The organism is Arthrobacter vasquezii, from assembly GCF_029455255.1.
GTDB lineage: Bacteria > Actinomycetota > Actinomycetes > Actinomycetales > Micrococcaceae > Arthrobacter_D > Arthrobacter_D parietis.
Map to the genome: position 1 here is coordinate 35,037 of NZ_JAROKN010000020.1, position 16,981 is coordinate 52,017.

Sequence of the window (16,981 nt, forward strand, 5' to 3'; positions counted from 1 at the left end):
GGGCACTGGACTGTCAGTCCTCGTAGGAATCGGCAAGCTTCCTGCGTTCGTGTTGGCGTCTGCTGTAGGTGGCCTCGCGAATCGCCTCGTCGCTGTCGAAGTTCGAGCCGAGAGCTCCTGCGATGGTGCCCAGGGATGCCGCCAGCCACGACAGTTTCGCGCAGTGGACGAGACCGACAGGGCGCTCCAGCGCTGTCCCGCCGGGGTCGGCAACCAGCCCAAGCGTTACTTTCCTCATCGGCGCATCCATTCCGAGTATCGCCCTACGGCGAGGGGCAGCGAGGTGTTCAGGTTCGTGGTTCCCTCCCCGGCGGTTGGCGCGGCGTCGTCGTTATTGGTCTTGGCTCGACCAGCGGTACTGTTACCGGTTGCGCTGCTGTAAGACGCAAGAGGCGACCGTCGATCCACACCTGCTGATCCGTCTCATCCTCATCAAGCATCCGCACTGTGGTCCCCGAGCGGAGGATCTCGACAGCGATCCGGCTGCCCTGCCACCTCAGCCGGAAAGCAATTCGGTTCAACCGTGCAGGTAGGCGGGGAGCAAGGCGCAGTTGCACATCATCCATTGTCAGACCACCGAAACCACTGACCAGCGCGAGCCACGCTCCGGCCATCGCCGCGAGGTGCACGCCGCGGTGGCTGTCGCCCCGCACATCCCGCAAGTCCGCCAGCGCAGATTCACGCAGGTAGGCGAGGGCGAGGTCGAGATGCCCTGTCCGTGCACAGACAACCGACTGAACGGCGGCGGACAGCGATGAATCACGGACGGTGCGCTGCTCGTAGTACTCAAGATTGCGGGCGCTCTGGTCCTCGGTGAAGGACTCCGAACACCACCACAAAGCAAGTACCAGGTCCGCCTGCTTCACAACCTGCCGTCGGTAGATCTTGGCGTAGTGCGAGTGCTCCTGCACCGGATAAGCGTCGCGGCGGCCCTCAAAGTCCCATTCCCGGTAGGTCGTGAAGCCGTCATTGGCCGGGTGGACCTGGCGGAGGTCGTCGTACGGCACGTACATGGCACCGGCCACTGCGCGCCACTGATCCACCTCGGACTGGTTCACGCCGAGCCGTGCGGCGGGTTCGGTATAGGCAAGACAAGCGTCAGCCGCCGCGGTGAGATTGCGCTGTGCCATGAGATTCGTGAAGACGTTGTCGTCCACCACCCCTGTGTACTCATCAGGCCCGGTCACACCGCGCAGGTGGAAGCGCCCGTCGTCGTCCTGATGAACAGTCGACGCCCACATGCGGGCTGTTTCAATAAGGACATCCACGCCGGCAATTTCGGTGAGCGGCCGTCCCGTTGCGTTGGCATGCAGGGTATAGGCACGGGAGATGCCGGCATTGAGGTGCATGGCCGCAGTGCTCGCTGGCCAGTATGCCGAGACCTCGTTCCCATCGATCGTGCGCCAGGCGAATGAAGCTCCCTTCACGCCCAGGACGTCGGCGCGCTCGCGGGCGGCATCCAGGGTTGATGCCCTCCAGCGAAGGAGCCGCGCAGCGCCGTCAGGATTGAGCAGCGTCAGCGTGGGTGCGACGAACCCTTCGATGTCCCAGAACGTGTGCCCGCTGTATCCCGGTCCGGTGAGCGCTTTGGCTCCGATCGGGGCGTTACTGAGGCAAACCGATGCCTGGAGAATATGAAACAGATCGAAGCGGAGAGCCAGCTGAAGGTCCGTCTCGGGGTCCACTTCCACGTCCGAGTCGTCCCAGAACCCATTGAGGAAAGCGCGTTGGTCAGCGGCGAGGCCTTCCCAACCGCGGCTCCGCGCATCACTCATCGCCGCGAGCGCTTGGGCGGCGAGGTCGGTAGGGGAGTCATCGGCTGACCGTGTATGGGTCAGGTATTTGACGAACGCCACCTTTTCGCCCGGCTCGAGGTCAGCAACCACGGTTGTGAGCACCTCGTCCTGGCTGCCGGAGGTGGAAACGTGGGCGCCCGCAGGAAGCTGAACGTCGTGTTGAGCCATCGCGGCTACACCGATCCGGCTGCCGCGTGTCCTATGTACGAGCAGCCCGCCGGCTTCGTAGACCCGGTGGAAGCAAGGAGCGAAGGGCTGCGTGAGCGCTTCGCCGACCCGGGGATCGGGGTTATCCACCTGCCGGGCGGTCCGGTTGACAGCCAGGTCCGAACGAACAACTACTTGGACCGCTGAGTCCACCGCTTCCACTTCATAACGGATTGCTGTGGCTGAGCGTTGCGTCAATGAAACCAGCCGGGTGGAGCGCAACCGCATGCGGCGGCCACCGGCTGTAGTCCACTCCGTCTCGCGATCCAGCGTTCCCGCGCGCAGGTCGAGAGTGCGCGCATGCCGTTCGAGGGGTGCGTGCCGGATGTCGAGCGGCTCGCCGTCGACCTCCACCGTGATCAGAGTGCCGTCTGCAACGCCCACTATTGCCTGGCCCCGGTCTGGATGCCCGTATCCGTCCTCCGGGTAGGAGAGCGGATGGAACTCGAACACGCCTGACATGAATGTTCCGGGGAAAACGCCCGGTTCTCCTTCGTCCAAGGTGCCGCGCGTCCCGATGTATCCATTGGACAGTGCAAAGACGGATTCTGCGACTTCAGGCTCATCCCAAGCGAATGCGGACTCTGTAATCCGCCAGAAGTCTGTCTCGATCGGAAGGTCGGCCACACAGTAATGCTAACCGTACTGATGATTGGCCCGCACGGCAGGCCTACCCGTGTACGTCCCGCGCCCGGCGCGCTGCGGCACGCAGTTCACCGAGGTTGAGTTGGGGTCTGCCGCCGGACTTACCAACTACCTCCGCGGAGGCTGCTGCTGCCAGCCATGCGGCGGACCGCGGGTCATCGTCCTGCAGGAGGCTGATAGCCAGGGCGGCGACAAACGCGTCACCGGCGCCGGTGGGGTCCTCTGGATCTTCATCTAGCAGTGGCAGCACCACGAGCCCTTCCGCCCACGCCACCACGTTTCCGCCGGTGGGGCAAGCGAGGGCGGCGATGCGCGGACCGGCCTCGACGAGGGACTGCGCAGCTTTGATGGTGTGAGCCAGATCGCGGGGTTTCCATCCAAGCAGTGCTTCGGTTTCCTCCGCATCGGCGCGCACGACGGCGGCGCAGCGCAGTACCAGCTCACGCGTCTCCCTATCCGGCGGGGCGCCGTCCGTCACTACCATTGCGCCGCCGGATGCAGCGACGTCGAGCGCCATCGAGACGGCCTGAGCGGGCTGCTGCAGTTGAACGAGCACGGCGTCCGCCGCACCCAGCACCTCTTTGCTCGCGCGGAGGTCTTCCGCCGTCAGCAGCACCCGTTCATCGACATCTTCAAAGAGGCGTCGAACTCCACCGGACTCGACGATGTCCACGAGCAGGGCGGTTGGGGCACCCTTCCGCCGAATGACACCGCCAACGCCGATACCGTCCGCTGCGGCTTGACCCGTAACGGTGCGGCCGGGCTCGTCATCCCCGACGACGCCGACAAGTTCCACTTCTGCCTTCAGCTGACGGCACGCGACCGCCTGATTAGCTCCCTTCCCGCCGAGCAGCTCGGAACGCTCCTGCACGGGAACCGAGCGTCCTTCTGCCGGCATCCCTTCGATCCTCAGCACGAGATCCCTCGCCACCTGACCCACAACCACGACACTCGGCATCGCTTTCCTCCTTGCTTGGTTCCGCAGAAACAGTCAGGATTCGACGTCGGCTGCGTCTATTGCCTTGTCGGTGACAATCGGCATCAGAACCAGCAGGGCCAGCGTCAGCACTCCCATGATTCCGAACATTGCCTGAAGTCCAAGCCACGTCGCAAGAAGACCGCCTGCCGCTGCGCCCAGCGGCATGGTGCCCCAAGCGAGGAGACGGTAGGCGCTGTTGACGCGCCCCAGCAGGCGATTGGGCGTGATGCGCTGCCGGAGGGAGACGGTGATGACATTCCATAGCATGACCAGCACCCCGCCCCCGAAGAACACGAAGCCAAGGATGTAGGGGTTGTCCGTGAGCGCAGGCGCGCCCACAAAAAACGATCCGCCGAAGATCGTCAGCGCCAGCGACTTTGACCGGCCCAGTTTCCGCTCCGCCCATTCCGAGATGAAAGAGCCGAGAAGTGCGCCGATCGCCGAGGTTGTGAGGAGCACTCCAAAGCCGACCTCTGAAAGTTGCATCGCTGACGACGGTCCGACGGCAAAGAGCACGAACAGGGCAAAGGCCGCACTCGAGGCAAAGTTGAAGGTGCCGGTCATGACGGCGAGCGTGCGCAGGATCTTCTGGTGCCAGAGGAAGCGTAAGCCCTCGGCGATGTCGTGCCGCAGCGTCGTTTTTTGTTCCCGTTCGATCCGGAAGTTTCCTCGCACCAGGAACAGTGAACCCACGGCTGCGAGCCACAGGACGGCTGGAACTGCGAACCCGCCGATTACTCCGGCTGCCACGAGCAGCCCGCCCAACGGCGGACCAATGAACTGGTTGGTCGTCAGTTCAACGGCGTACAGCCGCCCGTTGGCCCGTGAAAGCTGATCGCGGTGCACCAGCTGCGGCATGATGGACTGCGCGGACGTGTCATACAACGTTTCAGCGACCCCCACCAGCAGTGCGATGACATAAAGGGCCCAGATCGAGCCGAGATCGAGCAGGATCACCGCAATGAGCATGGCCGGTAAGGCTGCCCGGGTGAGATTGGCGACGAGCATCAGCCGACGGCGGTCCAGGCGGTCCGCAAGGGCGCCGGCTGTCAGCGCAAAGAGAAGCCATGGCAGGGTAGCGACGAACGACACCCCGGCGATCAGGGTGGGCGACTGCGTGAACTGGATGGCAAGCAGTGGCAGCGCAATCTTGAACACACCGTCGGCGAGGTTTGAGAGACCGGATGATGTCCATAGCTTCCAGTAGGAAGCGCCGAGCGGCGCACGAGCCTGTTCATTGACCTGCACTGATTCGCTAACCATGGGTGAACAGTCCCACAGCGATTGGGAAAACTCAAGGACAAGGGGAGGGAGTTGCTCAGGGAGCTCTCCTGCCCGCTCGGTAGCATAGGGCCAGCAACTATGGCAGGGAGTGTCCGTATTGACCACGCATGACTACACTGATCCCGTTCCGCAACGCGCCACGAAGAAAAAGCGGCCGCTGCGCACTGCCGTGCTGGTGCTGCTCGGCGTCGTTCTCGCACTTGCGGCACTTCTTGCCGGCTACCTGATCAGCCTCGCCATAGCATTCGAGACCAAAACGAACACCATCGAACCAGCGTTTCCGGACTCGTCAACGCGGCCCGAGCGTACAGCGGCCGCAGAAGGCGCCATGAACATCCTGCTGATGGGCAGTGACGCGAGGCCGGAGGCATCCGAAGACGGATTTACCGATTCCCGATCCGACACCATGATGCTTGTGCACATCCCTGCGGACCGGGAGAACGTTTATGTCATGTCAATCCTGCGCGATACCTGGACCGATATCCCCGGGCACGGCGAGAACAAGATCAACGCTGCGATCTCGCTCGGAGGAGTGCCGCTGGTTGTCCAGACCGTCGAGAACATGTTTGATGCGCCCGTTGATCACGTGATGATTGTCGACTTCGAGGGTTTCAAAGGCCTCACGGACGCTCTGGGAGGAGTGACGGTCGACAATCCCATTGCTTTCGAGTCCGAGGGAACAGAGGGGGAGTTCTTCGAACAGGGTCCGGTCACGCTCGACGGCGAGTCGGCGTTGAAGTTCGTGCGTGAACGCAAGGCGTTCAGCGACGGTGACTTTCAGCGGGTACAGAACCAGCAGCTCTTCATTAAGGGCATTATGTCCGAACTGTTGAGTGCCGAGACCTTCACCAACCCCGTGAAGCTCAGCCGGGTCGTGAATGAAATATCCCCCTACCTGAGTGTCGATGCGGACTTCGGCGCGCTGACTGCCGGTTCCCTCGCGCTCGGTATGTGGCAGGTCCGGTCCGAGGACGTCGTCTTCTTCACGCTGCCGAATCTAGGAGTCGGAACTTCGCCGGACGGCCAGTCCATTGTCGTGAAGGATGAAGAAGCAATAGCCCGCATCGCTGAGGCACTCGATCAGGGAACACTGGGGGAGTATGTGGACAACACCAGCGCAGGCTAGTACGGGCGGAGCCCAGGATCAGTCAGGGCTGACCGGAGTCATCACGGATGTCATGAGTGCGCTCGGCGAAATTGGTGTCGGCGTACTCGTGCTCCTGGAAACGGTATTTCCTCCGATCCCGAGTGAAGTCGTCCTGCCGCTGGCCGGCTTCCTGTCCCAGCAAGGCGAGATGAACGCGGTGCTTGTACTCGCGCTTGCCACCCTTGGTAGCTTCATCGGCGCTCTGCTCCTGTACCTACTCGGTGCGAAGCTGGGCGAGGAACGGGTGGTGCGCGGGCTCTCCAGGCTGCCGCTGGTGGACCGCGACGACTTCGAGCAGGCGGCGCGCTGGTTTCACCGCCATGGTCGCTCGGCGGTCTTCTTCGGCCGGTTGATACCGGGTGTCAGGAGCCTGATTTCGCTGCCGGCGGGTGCCGAACACATGCCGCTGGCCACGTTCACTCTCTTCACCGTCGCAGGAAGTCTGCTGTGGAACGTGCTGCTCATCGGCCTGGGCTATTTCCTCGGAACCCAGTACCACCTTGTTGACCAGTACTCCCAGTACTTTGACCTTCTTCTTTATGCGGCTCTCGCCGCTTTTCTCGGTTGGCTCATCTTCCGACGGGTACGACGACGGAGGGCAGGCTAGTCCCGCGGCTCCCTTCCTGTGGGTGCTGACTGCCCTTGTCCACAGGCGACACCGGAATGTGCGGGGTGCAAAGTACGGTGGAAGTATGCCACTTACCGTCAGCCAGCTGAGCGAATCGGCCCTGCTCGAACGCATTCTGCCGCGTCTTCACAGCCCTGTTGGCAGCCCCCCAAGTGTGCTTCTCGGCCCGGGGGATGACGCCGCCATCGTTGCCGCTGCGGACGCACGGGTGCTCATCTCCATCGATACCCAGGTCCAGGACATGGATTTTCGGCTGCACTGGCCCAATGGGTACAGCACCACCGGGTTTGACGTCGGGTGGAAGGCCGCCGCGCAGAACCTGAGTGACATCAACGCGATGGGTGGTCGTGCCACCTCCCTCGTCGTCAGTCTCACACTGCCCGGGAACACAACGGTCGAGTGGGTTGAGGACCTAGCGGACGGCCTCACGGCGGCAATTCATGAGCTGAGGGCTTCCACCTGTGCAGTAGTCGGGGGTGACCTGGGGCGTGGAACCGAAATTTCGGTCACTGCGGCGGTTACGGGTTCGCTGGACGGGCGCCCTCCGGTGCTGCGGTCAGGAGCGCAGCCGGGAGGCGTCGTCGTACTGGCCGGAACGGTCGGGCGCGCCGCGGCAGGATTGGCGCTGCTGGAGTCCGTACATGAATACGGTTCGCTGGAAGAGAAACTACGTGGGTTCATTCGTGCGCAGTGCCGGCCGCGTCCGCCGCTGGAGTCGGGACCAGCGGCCGCAGCGGCCGGTGCAACCGCAATGATGGATGTTTCCGATGGCCTGGTGCGTGATGCAGGAAGGATCGCCGCGGCCAGCTCCGTACACATTGACCTGGATCCCGAGGCCCTGCGGTATCTCGGCGAACCGCTTCGCGGAGTCGCGAGCCTGCTGGGAATGGACCCGCTGGAATGGGTTCTGGGCGGGGGCGAAGACCATGGGCTGCTGGCCACCGTTAACCCAAACGTTATGCCGCTGGCAGGATTCACTGCGGTAGGCTCGGTAAAGGCCGGACATGCCGAAGTGACCGTCGGGTCACAGTCTCCAGCCAACGTGGGATGGGATCACTTTGCAGACTAAAATCACCGCAAACGCGACTGCGATGAAGCGATGGTTGAGCAAGGCTGAAGTCTCCCTTGGCAACCACAGCGACCGCCTCAATGCCATCAACATTTTTCCTGTAGCTGACGGGGACACCGGCACCAACCTCTACCTGACCGTTCGGGCAGCAGCGCAGGCTGCAGCGGATCATGACACCCATGACCTCGGCGACCTGCTGAAGGTTGCCGGACAGGCCGCCATGGAAGATGCGCGTGGCAACTCCGGGACGCTCTTCGCCGTCTTCCTGTCAGCAATAGCAGAGCCGCTGCACGGCGCGTCCCGTCTCTCGGGGCCGTTGTTGGCCACCGCACTGAACCGCGCCCAGATCCGCAGTTGGTCGGCACTCAGTGACCCTGTTCCCGGCACCATGCTTTCGGTGCTTGAGGCCGCATCGGTCGGAGCTGCCACCGTGGACCAGGCCAACGAGGGAGATGACAGTAACCACGCCCTCGCCATGACTCTGCAAGGAGCAGTGGAGGCGGCACTTGAGGCTGTCGTGCAGACTGAGAGCCAGCTTGGCGCACTCACTGAAGCGAAAGTGGTTGATGCCGGTGGTGTGGGGTTCCTGCTCATCATGGATGCGCTCCGCGCGGCCTCACTCGGTGAAGAATTGCTGGACGAACTGCTTGACGGCCTTCATGGCTATGACGTCCAGGCGCCGCACATCCACAACGGGATGCCGGCCGAGGGCGTCGAGGTTATGTGTACCATCAACCTCAGCCCGCTGGAGGCTGCAACTCTTCGGCTTCACCTCGATGAGGTGGGGGATTCCGTCATTATGAGCGCAGTAACGGAGGTCGAGGAGGGCTATCGCTGGCGCGTGCACGTCCACGTTCCCGAAGCTGCCCTGGCACTCAGATACATCGAAGAAGCGGGGCAGCCCAGTCACATCGCCGTGACCCAGCTCGCCGGTGCCGGTGCTGTCAGCCCCCAGGAACCGGGGTACTTCGAGCAACAGGAACGTTACGGGTCCTGACGTCGGTCCGCGGTCATCCGCCGCAGGTACCGCTTGTTCGGCGCTAGGCTGGAACCGGAAGCGCGTCGCAGGCGCTCCGCCTGCCACCGAAGGACGGAAACCGCACGATGCCCACTGCCACCCGAAAAGCGACAGAACGATCCTCCCGTTTCGGGTTCGCCTTCATCGGCGTTCTGCTCATCGCCGTCAACCTTCGGGTATCTTTTGTCAGCGTTGGGCCGGTTCTCGGGAATATCAGCAGCGACCTTCAACTCTCGAGTGCCGCAGCAGGACTCCTCACTGGTTTGCCGCTTATCGCATTCGCGGTCTTTTCACCCGTAGCTCCGGCGTTCGCTTCCCGGCTCGGACTTGATCGGGCGCTTTGGCTGTCCCTGCTGATCCTCGCGTCAGGCATAGTGCTCCGTTCCATACCGGTGTCGGGCCTGATTTGGGTTGGCACCGCCTTGATCGGCCTCGCCATCGCGTTTCTCAACGTCCTTGTCCCTTCCCTCGTGAAGCGGGACTTTCCAACCAGGGTCAGCCAGATCACCGGCAGTTACACGGCAACACAAGCCGCGTTCGCCGCGATCGGGGCCGCCGTTGTCGTGCCGGTGGCACAGACGTCGCCCGCCGGATGGCGGCTGGCGCTCGGAATTTGGGTGGGACTGGCGTTGATTGCGATGGCAGTCCTCCTGCCCTGGCTGCGCAGACACGCCTCTGACACCGTGCGCGTTTCAAAACCCGAGGCGACTTACCGGTCGCCGTGGTCTTCGGCGTTGGGTTGGCAGGTGACGCTGTTCATGGGACTGCAGTCAATCGCCTTCTACGTTCTGATGGCCTGGTTGCCGACCATCGAGCAAAGCCGCGGCGTTTCGGCGACAACGGCGGGGCTGCACCTGTCCGTGTTCCTTCTTGTCAGCGTATTCGCCAGCCTTGCTGCCGGCGGAATCCTTCATCGGGGTGCAGACCAGCGACTGATGTCCTTCACCAGCGGTGCACTCACTTTCGTGACGTTTGTCGGGCTGCCGGTTGCGCCGGACCTCACATTGCTGTGGGTGCTCCTGGGAGCGATTGGATGCGGAAGCCTCATTGTCATCGCTCTGTCACTCTTCAGCCTGCGGACGGTCAACTATCCGCAGGCCGCAGCCTTATCCGGCATGGCGCAGTCCGTCGGTTATGGCCTCGGCGCGGTTGGACCGGTCATGTTCGGTGGCCTGCGTGATCTCAGTGGCGACTGGACGCTTCCGCTGCTCGTGACTGCAGCCATCATGGCAATGTTGGCCCTGACGGGCGTGCTCGCTGGGCGGGACCGGGTGATCAGCGGCCCTTGAGCACGCGGGTCTGAGGTTAACCTACGCTGAAGCGACCAGTTGCGGCTCGGGCATCGGTCCCGGAGCGAGCAGGTTGTCACGGGTGGCATTGATCACGCTGATCAGTGCAGCGCGCAAATCTTCTTCCGCGTAGCCTGCACCGCCAAGAGGTACACCTTCACCCTGCTGCACCTCATCGAGGATTGTGCGGCCCGCGGGAGTGAGGGCGACGAAAGTCACCCGGCGGTCTGACTCACTCTTCTGCCGCGTGACCAGCGCGCGCATCTCCAGCCGTTCCAGAGCTTTACCGACTGTCTGCGCCTGAACCCGCACGATCTGCGCCAACTTCACTTGGCTCATCGATCCCGCAGAGGCCAGCACTTTCAGGATTGTCACACCGGAATGTGTAACGCCGATGCTGCGCAACCGCTCGTTGTCACGGTTTTCATTGAGCCGGGCCGCTGTGCTCAGCAGGCGGCTTGTTGACCAATACGACGTGTCCATGCCTTGACCTTCTAACCCCGAAAGAACGACTGCACCGGCGAAGTGCTGCGCTCTGTAACTTGACCCGGTGGGACGGCACCGGCGACGCCAGACGCTGCGGGGTACGAGACCCGTGGAGATGCGAAGGGCGCTTAGTGAAGTATCCTATGCGATGAAAGTTGAGGTTTGAACCATTGAAAGGTGGAACCGTGGGCGAACTCGTCTCCTTCGAGCCTGATGAGGAGTTCGATGCACCCGGTCGGCTGACGGCGCAGACAGCGGGGACGGGTGAACGTTCGCTTCTTGAGGAGTTGCAGGATCTTGTGCTGTCCACCACGGATATGCAGGAGTTCCTCAACGAACTTGCCGTCCTTTCAGCGCGCAGCGTCAGCGGGCACGAGGAGACCGTGCTGTGCGGCATCACACTGTTGCGCCGCCGTCGGGCGGCGACTGTGGCCTACAACTCGGAGACTGCGAAGTCCATGGATGAACTGCAGTACGCCTTCAAGGAGGGTCCGTGCCTCACAGCAGCCAAGGAGCAGCGCACCATCGTCGTGGAGGACTTTGCTAGCGAGAGCAGGTGGCCCGAATATTCAGAGGCGGTCTCCGGATACGGGCTGCGCTCCATTCTTTCTGCCCCTTTCACCATCGGCGCGGGAGCACATGCGGCGATGAACCTGTATTCCTACCGTCCCAGTTCTTTCAGGAGCGAGGAGGTCGCTTTCGCCGAGTCATACGCGCGTCAGGCGTCAAAAGGTCTGCAGCTGGCGTTGCGGATGGCACACTACAGCGAGGAAGCGGACAACCGCAGCCGAGCCATGGAGTCCCGAACCCATATCGACGTCGCAGTTGGGATCGTCATGGCGCAAAACCGCTGCTCGCAGGATGAAGCTTTCGCGATCCTGCAACGGGCCTCGAACGCACGCAACGTGAAGCTGCGCGTGATCGCCGCGGAGATTGCCCAACGGGTTTCCGGGGCCTTGCCTGCAACCCACTTCGACGGGTAACGGGATCGTCAGAGCACGGCGCTAAGCTCGACACTACGTCTCGCTGGTTCCTGCTGCTCAGGAAAAAGGCTTTCAGGAAGGTATATGAAGAACAGGCGCCCGCCCGAGCTTTCCGCACCATTGGACCCCAAGTTGCTTGGCACCAAAGTGGTTAAGGTTTTTGGGGAGAGCCTTGAAATTCACTCCGTCGGAGCGCTTCTGAACCACTTTCCCCGTACTTACCTTCCGCCTGGGGAGCTGACGGGGTTGTCCGGCGTCCCGCTCGATGAAGACGTCACCCTGGTCGCCCGGGTCCAATCGGCAAACTCGCGGTGGATGCGGACGCGCAAGGGCAAACTGTTGGATGTTGTCATCACCGACGACGACGCCGGAAGTCTCGGAACCATGCATGTCACCTTCTTCAACGCTCATGTTGCTGAACGACAGCTCACCGTGGGTACTCGTGCCGTCTTCTCCGGAAAAACGGGCAGTTACCGGGGACAGTTGACCCTCACCAATCCGCGATTTTCGCTGCTCGACGAAGACGACGCCGGCATGGACAAGCACCTCGCGCCTATCCCCGTATATCCGGCGTCTGAGCACATCAGCAGTGATCAGATCAAGAAGTCCATCGAGAAGGTTCTTGACACCCTCGTTCATTCACAGCTGAATGACCCGGTTCCCGCGCACATCGCCCGCCGTGACCGGCTGATGAACATCACCCAGGCCTATGAGTTGATCCACCGGCCTGCCGAGGTTGAGGATGCCTACCGTGCCCAACACCGTTTCCGTTACCAGGAAGCGTTGGTCCTGCAGACTGCCTTGGCACGGCGACGGGCTGAAGTCCTCGCGGAGGAGGCAACGTCACGCCCGCTGATCCAAGATGGGTTGCGCGATCAATTTGATGCTTCGCTGCCGTTCACGTTGACCTCGGGCCAACAGCAGGTGGGGGAGGAGCTTGCAAAGGACCTTGCCGGTGCCCATCCAATGAATCGGCTGCTTCAGGGCGAGGTTGGGTCAGGAAAAACGCTTGTTGCCTTGCGGGCGATGCTGCAGGTCATTGACGCAGGGGGACAGGCGGCCCTTCTGGCACCTACTGAAGTGCTTGCGGCGCAGCACCATCAATCCATTACTCGTACCCTCGGCCCGCTGGCTGAGGGAGGAATGCTCGGCGGGGCGGTGGACGGGACACGGGTTGTGCTCCTGACAGGGTCCATGTCAACGGCGCAAAGGCGGGAGGCGCTGCTTGCAGCCGCATCGGGTGACGCCGGCATTGTCATCGGCACACGCGCCCTGTTGTCGGAAAACGTTCAGTTCTTTGATCTCGGGTTGATTGTTGTCGATGAGCAGCACCGTTTCGGTGTGGAGCAGAGGGACGCACTCCGGGCGAAGGCCGCCGCTGCGCCGCACATGCTTGTCATGACGGCTACCCCCATTCCCAGGACCGTTGCGATGACTGTTTTCGGTGACCTGGATGTATCCACCTTGACGGAACTTCCCGCCGGCCGTGCCCCCATTGCGACCCACGTCGTAGGGCTTTTCGAGAATCCCAACTGGGTAAATCGCGCCTGGGCCCGGACGCGGGAGGAGATTGACGCCGGCCGGCAGGTTTACGTTGTGTGCCCAAAGATCGGGAACTCGCAAGCGGAACCTGACAGTGCCGACGCAATGGAACTCTACGAAGGTGCGCCTCCAAACAAGCAGGAACTGACGTCCGTTGTGGAACTGTTCGAGTCTCTGCAGGAAGTGCCGGCCCTTGCCGGAGTGAGGATGGGCCTGCTGCACGGGCGCCTTGATCCGGCAGAGAAATCCGCCACCATGGCCGGATTCAATGACGGCGTCATCAGTCTCCTGATCTCCACTACCGTGATTGAGGTAGGAGTTGACGTTCCCAATGCCACTCTCATGGTGATCATGGATGCGGACCGCTTCGGTATCTCACAACTCCATCAGCTGCGGGGAAGGATCGGTCGCGGTGGGCACCCGGGTACCTGCCTGCTTGTCACGCAACTCGAACCGGCACACCCCAGCCGGGAGCGGCTGGACGCTGTCGCTTCAACGTCCGACGGCTTCGAACTGTCCCAAAAGGACCTGGAGCTCCGCCGCGAAGGAGACATCCTGGGCGCATCACAGTCGGGAGGAAGATCGGCACTGCGCTTCCTCAAAGTAATTCAGCATGCCAAGGTGATCGAAAAAGCCCGTAAGGACGCACAGGAACTGATCGATGCTGACCCAACACTTGCGGAGCACCCTGAGCTCGAAGAAGCGCTGGATCTCTATCTGAACGCCGAGAAAGAAGCCTTCCTCGAACGGGGATAAGCGGAACCACTGGATCAGGAAGCGCGGGATGCCGTCTTTCGCGATCTGGAAGCAGGAGTGAGGCGGAAGCGGGAGCGCTCGGAGGCCGGTATCAGCGAGGCCCACTCGGGGTGACCTCCCAGGTATCCACGGACGGTAGGACAGAACGGCATGACCGCCAACCGCCGCCGGTGCAGGTTTTCGAGCACGTTCCCTACGAAGTAGGTATCCAGGCGTGCGCGCTTGAAACGCTGCTCGATGGTCGTGTGCAGCAGCCAGATCTGGCCCTGCCGGTTCTCGTATTGAAGGTAGCCGACGTTGTCTCCGTCAACGTACAGCTCGAACCGGCTCAGCTTCATATTGTCGCGGACTGCCGTCCGCAGGCTTGTTGAGCGGTTGGGATAACGCAGGTCCATGTGAACTCCCACAGTCGAGAGGCTGGTGAGGCTCGCTGCTGAACCGTACAAACAACTATAGCGACAATCAGTAGGCTGACAAAGCAGCCCGCAGGTTCAGGCAATGGCGCGTTCAGGCGATGCCCGAGATGCTTTGACGGAAGGCGAGTTCGTCACAGGCGGCCTGGTAGCGCTCCAGGGCTCGGAGATCCGGCATCTCGGAATCCAACTCAAGAAAGAGGGCGTCGCACAACTCGGCAAGCCGGTGTTCCGGAACTGAAGAGAGATCAACGGGGAAATCGTCGTCGGTTTCGGTCCAGGCGGGAGCGTTATCCCCGGGTTCGCGGATGGATAGTAGAGGTGGCTCAATGAATGAGCGCGACTGAGCGTCCATGAGGTGGCACTCCCACAAGTAGGTCTTACTGTGGCTCGCTGCTGAACCTGTTGCCAGTCTAATCGGCTGCTATTTTGTGGCAACCCCGGGACCGGTTCACACGCTGCATCTCTGCCCGGATGCCTGTCAGGCCGGGGTTTCAGCCCGATTTCGTAAGCCGACTTTCAATAAAAGTAATAAGCATGCTTCCAATTAAGCGACTGATGTGTCTACCCTTGTGCAACCGGATACTTCGGACAAGCCCTCTGCAATCAATCTCGAGGAGATAAAATGATCACGCAGGAACATATCGACCGCATTCTTGATGGCAACGGGAACGTTGTGGACCAGGATGGCAACAAGGTTGGATCCGCGGGCCAGGTGTACGTGGATGACCACACAGGAGAGCCCAACTGGGTCACGGTGAAGACGGGCCTCTTCGGTACGTCTGAATCGTTCGCGCCGCTGCAGGGCGCTTCCATGGACGGCGATGATGTGCGCATTGCCTACACCAAGGACCAGGTCAAGGACGCACCTAAGGTTGACCCGGACCAGAATTTGAGCGAGGCGGAGGAAGAGGAACTCTACCGCCACTACTCCCTGAGCCGGCCAGGTGGAGGTTACGACGCCGCCGAACACGGTACGTACTCGGGCACCACCACTGGGTCGGACGATTTCGGCGATTCCAATCCGGGCATCGCAAGCGCCGGCGAGAGGGACCGCTACGACGCGGACCGCGGTGATCGAACAGTTGGACATGACACTTCCGGGCCCACCACGGATGATGCCATGACCCGTTCCGAGGAACGGCTCCATGTCGGCACGGAGAAGCAGGAGACCGGGCGTGCCCGCCTCCGCAAATACGTAGTGACGGAGAACGTCACCAAGACCGTGCCGGTCCAGCGTGAGGAAGTGCGGGTTGAGCGTGAGCCGATCACCGACGCCAACCGCGGCGCCGCTCATGACGGTCCCGCCATCAGCGAGGAGGAGCACGAGGTGACCCTTCACGAGGAACGACCCGTTGTGGAGAAGGAAGCTGTGCCGGTTGAGCGGGTGCGCCTTGACAAGGAAGTTGTCACGGACGAGCAGACCGTGAGTGAGGAAGTGCGCAAGGAAGAAATCGAGACAGACGGCGACGATTCCCGCCGCGGACTCTGACCGGGGCGGCGTCCGGCAATGAACGAAAGCTGGCTTCGCCGCGTGTTCCGGTGGGTAGGTGTTGGACGCTCGGAAGCTACGCTTCCGGGCGTCCAACACCATGTGGAGGGCGCTGACATCAACGAGCGGGTGAGGCACCTCAACTCCGCACAGCTGTGCCGGGCATGGCGAATCAGTTTCCTGGCTGTCATCAGCGCCAAGACAGCGGCAGAACTGGAGGAGCTCGCTCGGAAGCGGCGGCTGTACCTTGAGGAAATGGAATCGCGAAATCCCGCCGGCTTTGCGTGCTGGCTGGCAAGTTCGCCTGCAGCATCAAGTGACCCGGAGCCTTACCTGCTCCACCAGGATGCAGGGCGGCGCCGGTTCGGCTCGCTCTAGGGTGAGTCCTTAGGGCTTGCGGTCACTACAACGTTCTTGCCCCAGGGATCTTCGGTGTAACAGCTGATGAGAACAAGCCTGTTCGGCGTGATATCCCAGATATTGCTGTCCTTGAGGGTGTCCTTGTCACGAGTGACAATCGAATCGACTAAATAGTGCTGCACACCGGAGCCGGTGTGCAGCACTATTTCGTGCCCCACCTCCACATCGGTGCTTATGCGGTTGAACGGAGCCTCACGATCCTCCCAGCTGTGTCCGGTGATGTACGTGGTGTCGTTCGATCCGCGCCCGGGCATGCCGAATGAGGTAAGCCAGTAGCCGTCCATGGTGAACGGTGGGACGAGGGATTGTGACGCCTCGTCTGCCGAGGTGGGAGTGAGAGGTAAAACTGCTACATCGATGCCGGCGGATTCCACGATCAGCCGCTCCGGAGCGGCGGCACGAGGTTTCGGAGCGGCTGCTTGGGTGGTGGCTGCCTGGGTGGTGGGACTGGGGCTGGCTTCCGGGGCGGGCGTGGGCGTGGCACTGGCAGCCATGGTTGCGGGGCGCGCCGTCTCCTCCGGGGCTGCCTGTGGTGCAAATGCACCGCTGAGCGCTGTGGTGGAAACGAGCGCGCCCAACACTGCTGCCCCCGCAACCCATAGCCGCATTCGCGGCCGGGGAGCGGGGGCAGCAGCGTCACGCTGTGTAGCTGTCATCGAGTGGGTTAGGCCCGGCCTGCGCTTCGACGACGAACGACGACGACGGCACCGGCCGCTGTTACCGCACCGAATCCTGCCAGCCCGGCCAGGAGGGCGAGGTTCGCGGGATCTGTGGGTCCGGCGTCGTCCGCTGCGGTCTGAATGTTCAGGCCACGCTGCTGCCCGAAC

17 protein-coding genes are annotated in these 16,981 nt (G+C 62.2%); 9 read left to right on the plus strand and 8 right to left on the minus strand.

The genetic code is table 11. From position 1 onward, the window contains the following. Window positions 1-13 precede the first annotated feature (13 nt). Genes P4U43_RS09295 through P4U43_RS09310 form a run of 4 tightly spaced genes read right to left on the minus strand, consistent with a single transcriptional unit; the run spans window position 14 to window position 4,890 of the window. Window positions 14-238: a hypothetical protein gene (locus P4U43_RS09295; RefSeq protein WP_277358487.1), complete on the minus strand. Its 225-nt coding sequence runs from the start codon at window positions 236-238 to the stop codon at window positions 14-16. Between the two features lie 49 nt (window positions 239-287). Beyond that, window positions 288-2,630 carry a glycoside hydrolase family 65 protein gene (locus P4U43_RS09300; protein ID WP_277358488.1) on the minus strand — a complete coding sequence of 781 codons (2,343 nt, stop codon included), beginning with the start codon at window positions 2,628-2,630 and terminating at the stop codon, window positions 288-290. A 43-nt stretch (window positions 2,631-2,673) separates the two neighbouring features. Then, window positions 2,674-3,606, minus strand: coding sequence for a PfkB family carbohydrate kinase (locus tag P4U43_RS09305; RefSeq protein ID WP_277358489.1), 933 nt, complete (start codon window positions 3,604-3,606; stop codon window positions 2,674-2,676). Between the two features lie 33 nt (window positions 3,607-3,639). Further along, window positions 3,640-4,890, minus strand: a complete 1,251-nt coding sequence (locus P4U43_RS09310) for an MFS transporter (RefSeq protein ID WP_277358490.1) — start codon at window positions 4,888-4,890, stop codon at window positions 3,640-3,642. Between the two features lie 118 nt (window positions 4,891-5,008). Between P4U43_RS09310 and P4U43_RS09315 the strand changes: the two genes are divergently transcribed. From P4U43_RS09315 to P4U43_RS09335, 5 genes are all read left to right on the plus strand, one after another. After that, window positions 5,009-6,037, plus strand: coding sequence for an LCP family protein (locus P4U43_RS09315; RefSeq protein ID WP_277358491.1), 1,029 nt, complete (start codon window positions 5,009-5,011; stop codon window positions 6,035-6,037). After that, window positions 6,012-6,665, plus strand: coding sequence for a DedA family protein (locus P4U43_RS09320; RefSeq protein WP_277358492.1), 654 nt, complete (start codon window positions 6,012-6,014; stop codon window positions 6,663-6,665). The genes P4U43_RS09315 and P4U43_RS09320 overlap by 26 nt, the downstream gene beginning before the upstream one ends. An 85-nt stretch (window positions 6,666-6,750) precedes the next feature. Then, a complete protein-coding gene (locus tag P4U43_RS09325) occupies window positions 6,751-7,755 on the plus strand; it encodes a thiamine-phosphate kinase (protein WP_277358493.1) in 1,005 nt (334 codons plus the stop codon). Between the two features lie 22 nt (window positions 7,756-7,777). Then, window positions 7,778-8,752 carry a DAK2 domain-containing protein gene (locus P4U43_RS09330; protein WP_277358503.1) on the plus strand — a complete coding sequence of 325 codons (975 nt, stop codon included), beginning with the start codon at window positions 7,778-7,780 and terminating at the stop codon, window positions 8,750-8,752. Between the two features lie 107 nt (window positions 8,753-8,859). Beyond that, a complete protein-coding gene (locus P4U43_RS09335; RefSeq protein WP_277358494.1) occupies window positions 8,860-10,062 on the plus strand; it encodes an MFS transporter in 1,203 nt (400 codons plus the stop codon). A 21-nt stretch (window positions 10,063-10,083) separates the two neighbouring features. On the opposite strand, the gene P4U43_RS09340 is transcribed toward P4U43_RS09335, so the two are convergent. Further along, window positions 10,084-10,545, minus strand: a complete 462-nt coding sequence (locus tag P4U43_RS09340) for a MarR family winged helix-turn-helix transcriptional regulator (protein ID WP_277358495.1) — start codon at window positions 10,543-10,545, stop codon at window positions 10,084-10,086. A 188-nt stretch (window positions 10,546-10,733) separates the two neighbouring features. Between P4U43_RS09340 and P4U43_RS09345 the strand changes: the two genes are divergently transcribed. Together P4U43_RS09345 and P4U43_RS09350 are read left to right on the plus strand one after the other, a co-directional pair. Further along, window positions 10,734-11,531, plus strand: coding sequence for a GAF and ANTAR domain-containing protein (locus P4U43_RS09345; RefSeq protein WP_277358496.1), 798 nt, complete (start codon window positions 10,734-10,736; stop codon window positions 11,529-11,531). 84 nt (window positions 11,532-11,615) lie between these two features. Next, on the plus strand, window positions 11,616-13,829 hold the full coding sequence (locus P4U43_RS09350; protein ID WP_277358497.1) for an ATP-dependent DNA helicase RecG: 2,214 nt from the start codon (window positions 11,616-11,618) through the stop codon (window positions 13,827-13,829). Between the two features lie 14 nt (window positions 13,830-13,843). Here the strand turns inward: P4U43_RS09350 and P4U43_RS09355 are convergent, their stop codons facing one another. Both P4U43_RS09355 and P4U43_RS09360 read right to left on the minus strand, forming a co-directional pair. Continuing rightward, window positions 13,844-14,224 (minus strand): GNAT family N-acetyltransferase, encoded by a 381-nt coding sequence (locus tag P4U43_RS09355; protein WP_277358498.1) that lies wholly within the window; start codon window positions 14,222-14,224, stop codon window positions 13,844-13,846. Between the two features lie 112 nt (window positions 14,225-14,336). Next, window positions 14,337-14,597 (minus strand): hypothetical protein, encoded by a 261-nt coding sequence (locus tag P4U43_RS09360; RefSeq protein ID WP_277358499.1) that lies wholly within the window; start codon window positions 14,595-14,597, stop codon window positions 14,337-14,339. A gap of 270 nt (window positions 14,598-14,867) precedes the next feature. On the opposite strand from P4U43_RS09360, the gene P4U43_RS09365 reads away from it, so the two are divergent. Next, entirely contained in the window at window positions 14,868-15,734 is an 867-nt protein-coding gene (locus P4U43_RS09365; RefSeq protein ID WP_277358500.1) for a YsnF/AvaK domain-containing protein, read from the plus strand. A gap of 18 nt (window positions 15,735-15,752) precedes the next feature. Then, window positions 15,753-16,112, plus strand: coding sequence for a hypothetical protein (locus tag P4U43_RS09370; protein WP_277358501.1), 360 nt, complete (start codon window positions 15,753-15,755; stop codon window positions 16,110-16,112). On the opposite strand, the gene P4U43_RS09375 is transcribed toward P4U43_RS09370, so the two are convergent. After that, the gene (locus P4U43_RS09375) at window positions 16,109-16,810 is read right to left on the minus strand and encodes a class F sortase (RefSeq protein ID WP_277358502.1); all 702 of its coding nucleotides are present in this window, start codon (window positions 16,808-16,810) and stop codon (window positions 16,109-16,111) included. The genes P4U43_RS09370 and P4U43_RS09375 overlap by 4 nt on opposite strands. Between the last annotated feature and the right edge of the window lie 171 nt (window positions 16,811-16,981).

Excerpts from the sequence above, each read along its gene's own strand:
- P4U43_RS09325 (WP_277358493.1), top strand. The coding sequence starts at position 6,751 with ATGCCACTTACCGTCAGCCAGCTGAGCGAATCGGCCCTGCTCGAACGC.
- P4U43_RS09370 (WP_277358501.1), top strand. The coding sequence starts at position 15,753 with ATGAACGAAAGCTGGCTTCGCCGCGTGTTCCGGTGGGTAGGTGTTGGA.
- P4U43_RS09310 (WP_277358490.1), bottom strand. The coding sequence starts at position 4,890 with ATGGTTAGCGAATCAGTGCAGGTCAATGAACAGGCTCGTGCGCCGCTC.
- P4U43_RS09295 (WP_277358487.1), bottom strand. The coding sequence starts at position 238 with ATGAGGAAAGTAACGCTTGGGCTGGTTGCCGACCCCGGCGGGACAGCG.
- P4U43_RS09320 (WP_277358492.1), top strand. The coding sequence starts at position 6,012 with ATGTGGACAACACCAGCGCAGGCTAGTACGGGCGGAGCCCAGGATCAG.
- P4U43_RS09340 (WP_277358495.1), bottom strand. The coding sequence starts at position 10,545 with ATGGACACGTCGTATTGGTCAACAAGCCGCCTGCTGAGCACAGCGGCC.
- P4U43_RS09305 (WP_277358489.1), bottom strand. The coding sequence starts at position 3,606 with ATGCCGAGTGTCGTGGTTGTGGGTCAGGTGGCGAGGGATCTCGTGCTG.
- P4U43_RS09360 (WP_277358499.1), bottom strand. The coding sequence starts at position 14,597 with ATGGACGCTCAGTCGCGCTCATTCATTGAGCCACCTCTACTATCCATC.
- P4U43_RS09375 (WP_277358502.1), bottom strand. The coding sequence starts at position 16,810 with ATGACAGCTACACAGCGTGACGCTGCTGCCCCCGCTCCCCGGCCGCGA.
- P4U43_RS09355 (WP_277358498.1), bottom strand. The coding sequence starts at position 14,224 with ATGGACCTGCGTTATCCCAACCGCTCAACAAGCCTGCGGACGGCAGTC.
- P4U43_RS09350 (WP_277358497.1), top strand. The coding sequence starts at position 11,616 with ATGAAGAACAGGCGCCCGCCCGAGCTTTCCGCACCATTGGACCCCAAG.
- P4U43_RS09330 (WP_277358503.1), top strand. The coding sequence starts at position 7,778 with ATGAAGCGATGGTTGAGCAAGGCTGAAGTCTCCCTTGGCAACCACAGC.
- P4U43_RS09335 (WP_277358494.1), top strand. The coding sequence starts at position 8,860 with ATGCCCACTGCCACCCGAAAAGCGACAGAACGATCCTCCCGTTTCGGG.
- P4U43_RS09365 (WP_277358500.1), top strand. The coding sequence starts at position 14,868 with ATGATCACGCAGGAACATATCGACCGCATTCTTGATGGCAACGGGAAC.